A 13,261-nucleotide genomic window follows, 5' to 3' on the forward strand; every position below is an offset into this window, starting at 1 on the left:
CCGGTCAGAGGCGGATCGTCTCGCCGTCGACCGCGATCTCGTCGGCGAACGCTTCCTCGACGGGGTAGTAGTGGGCGGCGTGGACGACCCGCGTCCGGTCGGCGTCGAGGTCGTCGCCGAGCGCGAGCGCGCCCTCTCTGGTCATGTGTTTCGTGCCGAACGTCCGTGGGACGCCGTCGGCGTCGGGATGGCGGCCGCCTTTCGGGTGGTGGTGGGTGAGGTGTGCCGGCACGATGCCGTCGGCCACCAGCAGGTCGGGGTCGCGCATCGCGTCCCGGGACGCCTCGGGGATCGCGTACGTGGTGTCCCCGGAGACCGCGAGTTTCGCGCCGGCGCGCTCGACGACGACCCCGTAGCAGAGCAGGGGCGGGTGGTCGACCGGAACCAGCGTGACGTCGAAGCCGGCGGCCGCAAACGAGCGGCGTGGGGCGACGCCACGGAGGGCGATGCTGTCGAGGTAGTCGTACTTCCCGGCGACCGTCTCGGCGACCGACTCGCCGGTGGTGGGGTCGGTGTCGGTGGCGGCGTACACTGGGAGGTCGTCGAACAGCCGGTAGGCGTTCCCGAGGCCGTCGAGGTGGTCGAAGTGCACGTGCGTGACGACGCCCGCGTCGGGCAGCGACAGGGCGTCCGTGCGGAGGAACTGGGCGCGGAAGTCCGGGCTGAAATCGATCAGCAACGCGTCCCCGGACGCCTCGTCGGCGACGTGAACCGAAAACCGGGTGCGCTCCACGCCGCGCTCGCGGGCGGCCTGACAGGTCGCGCAGTCACAGCCCGGCGTCGGCGTGCCCGTGGTGTCACCGGTCCCCAGCAGCGTCACCTTCATTCCGGATTGGGAGCTGGATGGTCGTCGTGGGTGTGGTCGCTGTGGGTGTCGTCGAGGGCGTCTTCGAGGGTGTCGAGGTTGCGGAGGTGGTCGCGGTCCTCGAACTCAGAGATGGCGGCCATGAGGTCGTCCTGTGTGAGTTCCGTGCGGTCCTCGACGAGCGCGTCGAGGACGGCTTCCCGGAGCACCAGCCGGAGGTCGCTGCCGGTGAGGCCACTGGTTTCGGCGGCGAGCGCGGCGGGATCGAAGTCGGCGATGTCCACCTCGCTGGTGACCAGCGAGATGATGTCCGCGCGCATCCCCTCGTCGGGCCGCGGGAACGAGAGGATCTCGTCGAAGCGCCGCCACGCCGCCGCGTCGAGCTCGTCGGGGTGGTTGGTCGCGCCGATGAGCAACACGTCATCGGTGACGAGGCTGATCTCGTCGATGGACTTCAGCAGCGTGTTGACCGCGCGCTTGATGGCGTTGTGCTCGTCGCCGGTCCGCGTGGTGGCGACGAAGTCGAACTCGTCCATGAAGAGGATGCACGGCGACAGCCGTTTGGCCACCTCGAAGACTTTCTCGACGTTTTTCGCGGTTTCGCCGAGATACTGGCTGGTGATCATCGAGAGCTTGACCTCGACGAACGGCAGGTCGAGTTGGTGGGCGAGCCCGCGGGCGGTCGAGGTTTTCCCGGTGCCGGGCGGCCCCACGAACAGCAGCTTTCCGACCTCGTTGAGGCCGATCGTCGCCAGGTAGTCGCGGTGCTCGATGGCCTTCGCGACCTTCGACATCTCCGCTTCCTGGTCGTCGGTGAGCACGATGTCGTCGAGGGACACCGTGAGTTCCGCCGGCGACCGCACGTCCACGAGGTCGAGCATCTCCTCGTCGTCCTCGTCGAAATACTCCTCGAGCAGCCCGTCGATCCACTGCGGGTCGGCCTGAACCGGCCGGTTGGCGTCGCGGGCGGTCTCGTAGTCGACGCCGAACTCGTCGCCGAACACGAACGCCAACACGGGGTTGGCGCTGATGCGGTCGGCGGCCGCGCGGTCGACGAACCAGTCGATCGCCATGTCGTCGTCGACCAGCGTGATGCTGCCGGCGAACGCGTCCCGGTCGGTGAACATGAGCTCGGACACCGCCTCCCAGGGGTCGGCGATGCCGGTGGCGTCGCGGGTTGCGTCCTCGGTGGTTTGTGGCGGTCGGGGGACGCCGTCGTCCCCCCAGAGCGCGATCCGGTGCGCCGGTGGCAGGTCGTTCTCGTCTAAGTCCTGGTGGCGGTCGTAGACGCGGGCCGTCAGCAGGAACTCCACGACATCGAGAGCCTCGGTCACTACCCAAGAACTACCGTCGCATCCCGTTTAAGCGCGTCGCAGTCGGGCCGAGATGTGGGGGCCGCGCGGTCACTGCTGGGCGGCCGGGACCGCGGTCGTGTCGACGTATATCACGAGCGTGTTGTGGCCGTCCGTGAGATACCGGGGGTAGGTGTGGCGCTCGTACTGGCTGTTGTCCGCGGCCGCGAGCAGCGCCGCGAAGTCGTCTTCTTCGCTGACCACCGAGATGACGACCGGCGGCGGCGTGTCGGGGACTTCGGCGGCGGTCTGGACGGTGGTTGCGTTCGCGCCCACCTGTGAGAGATACCAGGGGAACGGCAGGCGGTCGTGCCACCCCGACGGCGGGCCGGTGGTGACGTTGAACGTGCCGTCGCCGGCGTCGCTGAATTCGAGGCCGTCGTCGGCGGTGTCGTTGCTGTCACCGTAGTACAGCACGTCGAGGCCGCTCGTGGCGGTGGCGGCCCGCTGGATGTCGTCGATGGTGGGCTGCATGGTGCCGCCGGGCTGGGCGTACTGCACGAGCGGGTTGCTGGGGGACTGTGGGTGTGCGTAGGTGGTTTCGGCGGCGACGGCACCCATGCCGGCGGCCGAAACGACGAGCACGGTGACCGCGAGCCGGACGGCGGCGGTGTCGCCGGCCGCGGCGCCGCGGCGGCCGTATCTGACGACGGCACCGACGCCGACGGCCGCCGGGATGGCGAGCGGGACGAGGGCGTTGACCGCCGTCCAGGCGGCGGCGATGTCCACGACCGCGGGGTATCCGAGCACCGAGAACACGCCCCAGTAGAACGCGAACGACACCAGCGGGCGTGGCGTCTCGGTGGCGTAGCGGTTCGCGAGGTAGCCGACGACTGCGGCGACGGAGACGACGGTCCCGCAGGCGACCAGCACGCTCAGGTCGTGGCTGAGGAACGCGACGTAGGAGTGGGCGACCGTGCTCGTGGACGCCCAGAGGTCGGCGAACTCGTGGTAGGTGCCGATCGTCGCGGCTTCGAGGACGGCGGGCGCGCGGCCGGGCTGCTCGAACAGGCGGTAGAGGTCGGGCTTGGGCGCGTAAAACGAGACGACGATGACGGCGGCGGTCAGCGCGCTGCCGGCGAGTGCGGCCTTCGCGCGCCAGGCGCGGTGACGGATGCGGGCGGCGGCGCGACGGACGACGGCGAGCCGGCTGGTGTCGGTCGCGCCCGCGACGGCCATGCGGTCGTCGGTCACGAGCGCGAGCGCGCCGAGCCAACAGAGCGGATACAGCAGGCTGTTCTCCTTGGTGGTGAACGCCAGCGCGAACGGGACGGCGCTGGCGTAGAGGTATCGCGCACGATGAGTGTCCAGGAACCGAACGAACAGCCCGACGGCGGTGAACATGAACCCCGCGAGCAGGAGGTCGTTGCGCATGAACCGCGAGTAGTACAGCACCACCGGGTTGGCCGCGAGCAACACCGCCAGCGCGCCGACTTCGACGTCCGAGAGGCGGGTTCGGTAGAGCCACGCCGTCAGCGGGAGGAGGCCGCCGACGACCGCGACCACCAGTCGCATGGTGAAGTCGGTCGCGCCGAACACGTCGAAGACCACGCCGTTGACGTGTGGGAGGAACGGCCCGTGGATGATGGGGCGGTACTGCCACGCCCCGAGGTCCATGTACTGCAGGGTCCAGTCGGCGACCCGGGCTTCGTCCTGGTGGGCGACCCGCCAGCCCAGCGCCCACAGGCGGGCGAGGAGAGCGGCGGCTGTGACGGCCACGACGGCGGCCGCGACGCGGGGGGACGAGTCGTCGCGGGAGCGACGCATGTACACGCGGTTGCGGGGACGGGAGTAAACGCTTTCTGGATGCGGGCTGCGGGATCGCGGCCAGTAAACCGCTGGCTGGATGTCGGCCGTTGTGGGAGCTTTAAGGAGCGGGGCGCGCTCGCGTTTGGTATGGCAGCCACCACCACTCCGGTCATCGCTGCGGCCTACCGCACTCCACAGGGAAAGGACGGCGGCGTGTACGCCGACACGCGCAGCGAGGACCTCTCGGTGACGGTCATCGACCACATCCTCGCGGAGACGGGGTTGACCGGCGACCACATCGACGACCTCCAGTGGGGGGTCGCCCAGCAGCGCACCGAGCAGGACAACAACGTCGCGCGCGTCATCGCGTTGCTCTCCGAGCTCGGTGAGAACGTGCCGGCGGCGTCGATCAACCGCTGGTGTGCGTCCTCCATGGAGGCCATCATGCGGGCCGCGGACGCGGTGCGGGCGGGCCAGCGGGACGCCGTCATCGCGGGCGGCGTCGAGAACATGAGCCGGGTGCCGATGGACGGCGACTCGTACGCCCACCTGCATCCGGGGCTGAGCGAGCAGTACAACGTCCCCGAGCTCGAGATGGGGATGACCGCCGAGGAGGTCGCCGAGCGCCACGGCATCACACGCACCGAGCAGGACGAGTACGCCCTCCAGAGCCAGCGGCGGGCAGCCGAGGCGACCGACGCCGGGCGCTTCGACGACGAGATCGTACCCGTACAGACGGACAGCGGCCTCGTCGAAGAGGACGAGGGGATCCGCCCGGACACCACGCTGGAGGCGCTCGGGGAGCTCCCCACGGTGTTCAAAAGCGACGGGTCGGTGACGCCCGGGAACGCCAGCCAGATCTCCGACGGGGCGGCGGCGACGCTCGTGACGAGCGAGGCGTTCGCGCGCGACCACGGCCTCGACGTGCTGGCGCGCGTCGGCGACCACAACGTCGCGGGCGTCAACCCCGAAGTGATGGGGATCGGGCCGGTGCCGGCCACCCGCGGCCTGCTCGACCGCACCGGCGAGGACATCGACGAGTTCGACCTCGTGGAGTTGAACGAGGCGTTCGCCTCCCAGACGCTCTACTCGCGGGACGAACTCGGCATCGACAACGACCGGTTCAACGTCAACGGCGGCGCGATCGCCGTTGGCCACCCGCTCGGTGCCAGCGGTGCGCGCCTCCCGGTCACCCTGATTCACGAGATGAACAAGCGCGACGCCGGCAAGGCGCTGGCGACGCTGTGTGTCGGCTTCGGCCAGGGCGCAGCGATCTCCTTCGAGCGATAACCACCCGGTGCGGTGGCGTGGTGGACCGAAACCACGAAACTGATACCACCGTCCCGTGTTCGTCCGGGTAATGACCTCCGTCGGCATCGTCGTCCCGGCCTACGATCCCGACATCGACCGCCTCACGGCGTACCTCGACGCCCTCCGAGAGACGTTCGACCCCGCCGCGCTCCGCGTTGAACTGGACGCCGCCGGCCCCGGGGTCGCCGACCGCATTCGGGACGCCGGGGTGACGGTCGCCGAGAGCACTGGCCGCCGCGGAAAGGGCGCGGCCATCACCGCGGGGTTCGAAGCGCTCGACACCGACGTGGTGGCGTTCGCGGACGCCGACGGCGCGACGCCCGCGGGCTCGCTGGCCGAGGTCGTCGCCCGAGTGACCGACGGGGACGCGGACCTCGCAGTGGGGTCGCGGCGGCATCCGGACGCCACCGTCGAGAGCCACCAGACGGTCGTCCGGCGACTGCTCGGCGACGGGTTCGCGTGGCTCGCGGGCACCCTGCTGGCGGTGGACCTCCATGACTACCAGTGTGGGGCCAAAGCGCTCACCGCCGCGGCCTGGGAGCGCGTCCGCGAGCACCTCTACGAGGCGGGGTTCGCCTGGGACGTGGAACTGGTCGCGGTCGGGGGCGCGCTGGGCTGTCGGGTTGCGGAGGTCCCCATCACGTGGGAGGACCAGCCCGGATCGACGGTGTCGACGGTGCGCGCGCCGGTGGGGCTGCTCGGGGCGCTGGTGCGGGCGCGCCACCGCGCCAAGCGGCTCGGCGACAGCCGCCTGCACGCGGCGCTGGCGGCGCGTGGCAGCGATGATCGTGCGCTGATCGACCGCCCGGGCAGCCATGAGTGAGCGCCGCGACCGCATCCGGGCGGCGGTGCCGGCACGGATCAGCGCGCTGGCGTCGCGCGCCCGGTTCGGGAAGTTCGTCTCCGTGGGTGCCGTCGGCGCGGTCGTCGACGTGACGACGCTGCTGGTGTTGACCGAGGCTGCGGGCGTGTGGGCGGCCGCCGCGAACGTCGCCAGCATCGAAGCGGCGATCCTCGTGATGTTCGCGGTGAACGACCGGTGGACGTTCGCGGACGCGGGCAGCGGCTCCGTGGGGCGGCGGCTGGTGCGGTCACACGTCGTGCGGGCGGGCGGGTCGACGCTGCAGTACGCGCTGTTCGTCGGTGTGTTCTACGGGGTCACCGTCGACGCCACCGTCTTCGGGGTTGACTGCTGGCTGATCGCCGTGAAAGGCGGCGCGATCGCGGTGGCGATGCTCGTGAACTACGTCTTCGAGAGCCTGTTCACCTGGCACGTCCAGGAGTGAGCGGGCGCGACTACCCGTCGTCGGGGTGACACCAGTTGAGGGCGTCACGGACCGCCTCCTTGCGGCCGAGGAACGTGAGGTGGTCGCCGTGCTGGATGGTGAACTCGGGGTTGGGAACCTGGTTGTCGCCGTCGCGGCCGGCGAGCGCGATGATGACGCCCCCGGGGAGGTCGTCGTCGAGGTCGGCGATCGTCAGCCCGACGAGCTCCTCGGAGGTGACTTCGACCTCTTGGACGTCGCCGCTGCGGCCGATTTCGGTCATCCAGTTCGAGAGCGCGGGGCGCTCGATGATGTTGTCGATGCCCCAGGCGGTCGCCAGCGACGACGAAACCGTGCTCACGCCGAGGTCTTCGAAGGCGTCGATGTTGTCCGGGTTGTTCGCGCGGGCGATGATGGTGTCGATGTCGAACTTGGAGTCCGCGAGCTGTGCGACCAGGAGGTTGACGTCGTCGTCACCGGTGGCCGCGGTCAGGATCTTGGCGTTCTCGGCGCCGGCCGCCCGGAGTTCGTCGGTGTCGGAGCCGTCGCCGCTGTGAACGGTGTACCCTTCGTTGCGGGCGCGCTCGACGGCTTCGGGGTCGTCTTCGACCAGCACCACGTTCTCCCCGCGGTCTTCGAGGCGTTCGGCGAGCGCGCGACCCACGGTGCCGCCGCCGACGATGATGACTCGCATGGGAATCACGTTGAGCGCCTGGGCGATGTGTCTGGCGAAACCGCCCTCGAAGACGACCGTCAGCAGGATCGTGAGAAACACCGTGCCGACGAGGACGTTTGCGGCCTGGGGCATGCCGTAGCCCTGGAGTTCGACGGCGAACAGGGTCGCGACCGACGCGGGGATGATGCCGCGCGGCCCGACGGCGCTCATGAACACGCGCTCGGCGGACGTGTACCGCGAGCGGGCGGTGGACGCGAACACCGCAAGCGGGCGGATGACCAGCGCCACCAGGACCGCGACCGCAAGCCCCGCGACGCCGAGATCGAGCAGCGTCTGGAAGGACAGCAGCGCCGCCAGCCCGATGAAGACGAACGACAACACGACGAGCGTGACGTCGCCTTTGAACGCCTCGATCTCCTTCTCGTAGGGGAGGTCGGCGTTCCCCAGGAGGACGCCCGCGGTGGCGACGGCGGCGATCCCGGCTTCGCTGTAGAGGGTGTCCGCCGCCCCGTACGCGACGAGCGCGCCGGCGAGTACGACCAGGCGCGCGTTCTGTGGCGCGTTGCCCTTCGAGAGATCGATCCGGCGGAGGATATACCAGACAACGGCGGCGACGACCAGTCCGACGAGGACGCCGGTGCCGAGTCGCGTCACGAAGTCCTGGAGCACCACGTCGACGGAGCGCTGGGGGTTCTCGACGACGCGAAACACGACGATGGCGAGGATGGCGGCGGTCACGTCGTTGACCACGCCCTCGGTTTCGAGGGCGGCGCCGACGCGGTCGCGGACCGGCACCACGCTCAGGATGGGCGTGATGACCGTGGGGCCGGTGGCGACGAGCAGGCTGCCGATGAGGAACGCGACATCCCAGCCGGTCCCGAGCAGAACGCGCACGACGATGGCCGTGCCGAACAGCGCGATGGCTGCGCCGACGGTCACCAGCCGGAGCCACGCGCCGGGGGCTTCGCGGAGCTTCTCCAGTTTGAGGTGGAACGCCCCCTCGAAGACGATGACGGCCACCGAGAGCCCGACGATCCCGGCCAGCGTGTCGATGCCGCCGAACGACGACAGCGTCACGACGCCGAGGACTTCGGGGCCGACGACGATGCCGGCCAGGATGAGGAACAGAACGCTGGGGACTTGGAGCTTGTCGGCGACGACCTGGGAGAGAACGCCGAGTGCGATGATTGTCGCAACGACGGGAATGATTCCGGAGCTCATTGCGCAGCCTCCAGTCGTATCACGTCTTGCTCGTTGTCGCGCGAGCATAAATCACCATGGGTATCGGCCGAAACGACAGCGTCGGCGGTGTGTTAGGTGCTGAATTCGGAGTCGTCGTAGACGTCGCCGACCGCGTCCGCGAACCGGTCACGGATGTGGTGGCGTTTCTTCTTCATGGTGGGTGTGAGGAGGTCGTTCGCTTCCGTGAACTCGGTCGCGACGAGGCGGAACTGCTTGATCCGCTCGTAGGGCTCGAAGCCGGTGTTGACGTCGTCGACCGCCGACTGGATGCGGGCGCGGACGCGCTCGTCGCGGCAGATCGCGTCGCGGTCGTCGGGGAGCGCGATCTCCTGGCTGGCGGCCCACTCGGAGACCGCGTCGAAGTTCGGAACCAGGATCGCGGAGACGAACTTCTGGCCGTCCCCGACGACCATGGCCTGTGCGACCAGCGGGCTGGCGGCGAACGCGTCCTCGATGGGGCCGGGGGCGACGTTCTTGCCCGTCGAGAGGGTCAGCAGTTGCTTGGCGCGTTCGAGGAACCGCACGTAGCCGTCGGGGCGGAGTTCGACCACGTCGCCGGTGCGGAACCACTCTTTGCCCTCGCGGGTGACGAACGCGGCGTCGGTGGCATCGGGCAGCCCCCAGTAGCCGTCGAACACTTGTGGGCCGCGCGCGAGCAGCTCGCCGGCGGCGCCGTCACAGCGCTGGCGTTGCTCGGGGCTGGCGATGGTCTCGTCGACGGTCAGCTCGGTGTCCGTGACCGGCGGGCCGATGGTGCCGACGATGGGGTCCTCGTAGGGGTTGACCGCGAGCACCGGGCTGGTCTCGGTGAGGCCGTAGCCTTCGAGGATGGGCAGCCCCATGCCGTGGAACAGCGCACACAGCTCCGGGGACAGCGAGCCGCCGCCGGAGATGAAAAACTCGATCTCCCCCCCAAGGGCGTCCCGGATGTCCGAGAACACGAGCGTGTCCGCGAGGGCGTGTGCGGCGCGCAGCCCGATCCCGGGGTCGTCGGTGGTGTGGGCGGCGCGGCCGACGCGGGTCGCCCACTCGAAGACGCGCTCGGAGACCGGGGAGTCGGCGGCCTGCTCGCGGATGGTGTCGTAGAGCTTCTCGTAGACGCGGGGGACGCTGGTGGCGCTGGTGGGTTCGAAGAGGCCGAAATCCTCCCGGAGCGTGTCCGGAGATTCGGCGTAGCAGACCTGCGCGCCCGACGCCAGCGGCAGGAAATGCCCCGAGAGCCGCTCAAGCACGTGTGCGAGCGGGAGAAACGAGAGGTGGCGGCTGTCGCTGGTGACCGCGGGGGCGTCGCCGCGGTCGGGCCGGGGCCCGAATCGCCGCCGGGACTGGTTGAGGTTCGCGTGGAAGTTCCGGTGTGTGAGGGCGACGCCCTTGGGCGTTCCCGTGGTGCCGGAGGTGTAGATGAGGCTCGCCAGGTCGTCGGGATCGCGGTCGTCGATCCAGCCCTGGTAGGCGTCCGGGTCGAAGGCGTCGCGGCCGCGGTCGTAGACCGCTGACAGCGGGCGCGTGTCGTCGCTGGGGGTGTCCATCGTGGCGACGAACTCGAGGTCGTCGAGGTCGGATTCGACCTCGCGGACGCGCTGGCGGAGGGCGTCGTTCTCGACGACGACGCCGACGGCGCCGCTGTCGCCGAGGAGGTGGGCGATCTGCGCCGGGCTGGAGCTGGCGTAGACAGTGGTGACCGCGCCGCCGGCGGCGAGCACGGCGAGGTCGCATTGCGCCCACTCCATGCGGGTGTGCGCGAAGACGCCGACGCGGTCGCCGGCCGTGACGCCGAGGTCCCGGAAGCCGGCGGCGAGCGTGCGAACGATGTCGCGGAGGGCGTCGTAGCTGAGCGTTTCGACGCCGCCGTCGGGCGCGGGGTCGACCACCTCGGGGGCCAGGCTGCGGTCGTAGACGCCGCCCTTGTACGCCTGGGCGGGGCTGTCGGCGTGGCGTTCGGCGGCGTCCTCGAACGTGCGTGAAAGTGTCTGGCGTGCGATGACGTGGTCGTCGTACTCGCGTTCGGCGTCGCGGGGGTCCATGTCGGCTTCTCTCAGGCCCGGGTGTTAAGATACCGGAGAACGCCACGAACGTTCATTTTGGTTTCCGCGCGGGCCTTGTGCTCGCCCCAGACGTCCTCGACGGTCGTCGTGGCGGCGAAGTGGTCGATGGCGGCCGCCTCGCTGTGGCGCTCGATGACCTCGCGTTTGACCGCCGCAACCCAGTCTCGGAGCACGTGCTCGTACTCTTTGAGGACGGCGTCGGTGTCCGCAGGCCCCGGGCCGAAATGCGCGTACAGCAGCGTCTCGGGGTCGAGGCGGCGGATCATCTCGACGTCGTCGATGCACTGTTCGAGGTCGAAATCCGTCGGCGGGCTGGTCTCGCGCACGCGGTCCTGGGCGCGGACCCAGATGCCGGCGGCGTCGGCGGTGAACACCGCATCACAGGAGTGATCCTCGAACACCACCTGGTGGGGTGTGTGTCCGGGGGCGTGGTGTGCGGTGAGCGTGCGGCTCCCGAGGTCGACGGTGTCGCCGTCGGTGAGCTCCACGACCCGGTCTTCGGGGACGGGCGTCGGCTCGACGTAATACTGCCACTGGTCGCCGACCGCCTGTTTGGTGCCCTCGACGAGCCGCTCGGGGTCGACGACGTGGCGCGCGCCGAGCTCGTGGACGTACACGTCGGCGTTCGGGCACGCCTCGGCGAGCAGGCCAGCGCCGCCCGCGTGGTCGAGGTGGACGTGGGTCAGCAGGACGGCCTGGAGGTCTGCGGGCTGGATGCCGTGTTCTTCGAGGGCGTCGAGGATGCGCTCGTAGTTCGTGCCGGTGCCGGTGTCGACGACGGCGGGCCGGTCGGCGTCGATGACGTAGACCGAACCGTACTCGGCGGTGTCGTACATGCCGGTGTCGACGAACGAGATGCCGGGACAGCCGGACACGTCGAAGACGTCGCCTGCGCTCATACACGAACGGGGAACGGCAGCCGGGAAAAGCGTTGGCGTGGCAGCGACACCGCCCGGCGTGACTGCATCACAGGGATGCGATACGTTCTTGCCGCGGCCCGGCGAACCCGGACGCAAATGCTGTCCCGACAATTCGTCCGCGAGCACCCCGAGAAAGTGCGGGACGCCCTCGATGCGAAGGGCGTGGACGCGGACCTCGACCGGATCCTGGAGGTTGACGAGGAGTGGCGCGAACTGAAAGCGCGGGGCGACGAGCTCCGCCACGACCGCAACGAGGTGTCCTCGAAGATCGGCGAGCTCAAGCAGGCCGGCGACGAGGACGCCGCCCAGGAGGCAATCGAGCGCTCGCAGGCGCTCAAAGACGAGTTGGCGGACGTCGAGGCGCGCGCCGACGACCTGGAGGCGGAGCTCGAACGCCTGCTGTTGACGCTGCCGATGGTGCCCGACGAGGACGCGCCGGTCGGCGACAGCGAGGCCGAGAACGTCGAGCGCCGCCGCGAGGGGTTCGACGACCGCCGCGATCTGCCCGAGTCGGTGGTGCCACATTACGACCTCGGCGAGGAGTTGGACATCCTGGATTTCGAGCGCGGCGCGAAGGTCTCCGGCGGCGGGTTCTACTTCTCGAAGGGGGCGGGCGCGCGCCTGGAACACGCCCTCGTGCAGTTCATGCTCGACGTGCACCGCGAACAGGGTTACGAGGACGTGTTCCCACCGATGCCGGTGTCGGCGCGGTCGATGGAGGGCACCGGGCAGTTCCCGAAGTTCGTCGAGGACGCCTACCGCATCGGCGGCGAGAACGACGCGGACTACGACGACGACGACCTCTGGCTGCTGCCGACCGCGGAGGTCCCGGTGACGAACATGTACCGGGACGAGATCCTGCTGGACGACGACCTCCCGGTGAAACACCAGGCGTACTCGCCGAACTTCCGCCGGGAGGCCGGCGAGCACGGCACGGAGACCCGGGGGATCGTGCGCGTCCACCAGTTCAACAAGGTCGAGCTCGTGAACTTCGTGCGCCCGGAGGACTCCGCCGAGCGGTTCCACGGCCTGCTGGACGAGGCGGAGGCGGTGTTGCGGCGGCTCGATCTGCCGTACCGCGTCCTGGAGATGTGCACCGGTGACATGGGGTTCACGCAGGCCAAAAAGTACGACATCGAGGTGTGGGCGCCCGGCGACGACATGGACGGCGGCCCCGAAATGGGGGGCCGGTGGCTGGAGGTGTCGTCGGTGTCGAACTTCAAGGACTTCCAGGCGCGGCGGGCCGACATCCAGTACCGGCCCGAGCGCCACGAGTCCGCCGAGCATCTGCACACCCTGAACGGATCGGGGGTGGCGGTGCCCCGCGTGCTGGTGGCGATCCTGGAGTACTACCAGAACGACGACGGCACGGTAACGGTACCGGAGGCGCTGCAGCCGTACATGAACGGCCAGACGCGCATCGAGGGCTCCCGGAAGGTCGGCGAGTCCGCGCTGGGCGACGGCGACCGCGAGGCGTGAGCGCAGCGAACGCCGCGGGCTGCGGAACGGAACGCAGTGAGCCGCGAGCGCCCGCGGGCAGCAGTCAGTCGACGTACGATCGGAGGCGACTGACGCGCCCGGCGGCGGTCAGCTCGAAGACATCGACGAACGCGAACATCGGTCCCTCGGGCGCGACGAGGCGGCCGCGGGCGGCGACACCGCGGGCTGGGCCGGCGTAGACGCCGTCGAGGACGTGGCGGGTGTCCACTCGGGGGCGGTCGTCGCGCATGAACGAGACGAACGCGTCCGGGGAGTCGTGTGTCATGTCCGGGCGCTCCTGGGTGAAGTCGTCGGCGAGCACGCCACGCAGTGCGTCGTAGTCGCCGTCGTCGATGGCGTCGTAGTACGTCTGGACGGGGTCGGTGGCGTCCATGGCGTGGTGGTTGGCGCGCGCGG

General features: G+C 69.8%; 11 protein-coding genes. 4 read left to right on the top strand and 7 right to left on the bottom strand.

The window, feature by feature from the left end:
• Positions 1 to 4 precede the first annotated feature (4 nt).
• The 3 genes from APQ99_RS02355 to APQ99_RS02365 form a co-directional block, all read right to left on the bottom strand.
• Complete coding sequence (locus tag APQ99_RS02355; RefSeq protein ID WP_010903514.1) at positions 5 to 826, bottom strand: MBL fold metallo-hydrolase; 822 nt, start codon at positions 824 to 826, stop codon at positions 5 to 7.
• Entirely contained in the window at positions 823 to 2,139 is a 1,317-nt protein-coding gene (locus APQ99_RS02360; protein WP_012289423.1) for an ATP-binding protein, read from the bottom strand. The genes APQ99_RS02355 and APQ99_RS02360 overlap by 4 nt, the downstream gene beginning before the upstream one ends.
• Positions 2,140 to 2,208: 69 nt before the next feature.
• The gene (locus APQ99_RS02365) at positions 2,209 to 3,924 is read right to left on the bottom strand and encodes a flippase activity-associated protein Agl23 (RefSeq protein ID WP_010903516.1); all 1,716 of its coding nucleotides are present in this window, start codon (positions 3,922 to 3,924) and stop codon (positions 2,209 to 2,211) included.
• Positions 3,925 to 4,053: 129 nt separating this feature from the next.
• On the opposite strand from APQ99_RS02365, the gene APQ99_RS02370 reads away from it, so the two are divergent.
• From APQ99_RS02370 to APQ99_RS02380, 3 genes are all read left to right on the top strand, one after another.
• Positions 4,054 to 5,196 (top strand): thiolase family protein, encoded by a 1,143-nt coding sequence (locus APQ99_RS02370; RefSeq protein ID WP_012289424.1) that lies wholly within the window; start codon positions 4,054 to 4,056, stop codon positions 5,194 to 5,196.
• Positions 5,197 to 5,266: 70 nt separating this feature from the next.
• A complete protein-coding gene (locus APQ99_RS02375) occupies positions 5,267 to 6,040 on the top strand; it encodes a glycosyltransferase (protein WP_010903518.1) in 774 nt (257 codons plus the stop codon).
• Positions 6,033 to 6,503, top strand: a complete 471-nt coding sequence (locus APQ99_RS02380; protein ID WP_010903519.1) for a GtrA family protein — start codon at positions 6,033 to 6,035, stop codon at positions 6,501 to 6,503. Before APQ99_RS02375 ends, APQ99_RS02380 begins: the two co-directional genes overlap by 8 nt.
• A 10-nt stretch (positions 6,504 to 6,513) precedes the next feature.
• On the opposite strand, the gene APQ99_RS02385 is transcribed toward APQ99_RS02380, so the two are convergent.
• The 3 genes from APQ99_RS02385 to APQ99_RS02395 all read right to left on the bottom strand — a co-directional run bounded on the left by APQ99_RS02385 (position 6,514) and on the right by APQ99_RS02395 (position 11,344).
• A complete protein-coding gene (locus tag APQ99_RS02385; protein WP_012289426.1) occupies positions 6,514 to 8,379 on the bottom strand; it encodes a cation:proton antiporter domain-containing protein in 1,866 nt (621 codons plus the stop codon).
• A 92-nt stretch (positions 8,380 to 8,471) separates the two neighbouring features.
• Positions 8,472 to 10,424 carry an AMP-dependent synthetase/ligase gene (locus APQ99_RS02390; protein WP_010903521.1) on the bottom strand — a complete coding sequence of 651 codons (1,953 nt, stop codon included), beginning with the start codon at positions 10,422 to 10,424 and terminating at the stop codon, positions 8,472 to 8,474.
• Positions 10,425 to 10,435: 11 nt separating this feature from the next.
• Positions 10,436 to 11,344 (bottom strand): MBL fold metallo-hydrolase, encoded by a 909-nt coding sequence (locus APQ99_RS02395; RefSeq protein WP_010903522.1) that lies wholly within the window; start codon positions 11,342 to 11,344, stop codon positions 10,436 to 10,438.
• Between the two features lie 117 nt (positions 11,345 to 11,461).
• On the opposite strand from APQ99_RS02395, the gene serS reads away from it, so the two are divergent.
• Positions 11,462 to 12,844 carry a serine--tRNA ligase gene (gene serS, locus APQ99_RS02400; RefSeq protein ID WP_010903523.1) on the top strand — a complete coding sequence of 461 codons (1,383 nt, stop codon included), beginning with the start codon at positions 11,462 to 11,464 and terminating at the stop codon, positions 12,842 to 12,844.
• 64 nt (positions 12,845 to 12,908) lie between these two features.
• Here the strand turns inward: serS and APQ99_RS02405 are convergent, their stop codons facing one another.
• Entirely contained in the window at positions 12,909 to 13,238 is a 330-nt protein-coding gene (locus APQ99_RS02405; protein ID WP_010903524.1) for a nuclear transport factor 2 family protein, read from the bottom strand.
• Positions 13,239 to 13,261: the final 23 nt, after the last annotated feature.

The sequence above is a fragment of the Halobacterium salinarum DSM 3754 genome (assembly GCF_008124605.1).
Taxonomy (GTDB): Archaea; Halobacteriota; Halobacteria; order Halobacteriales; family Halobacteriaceae; genus Halobacterium; species Halobacterium salinarum.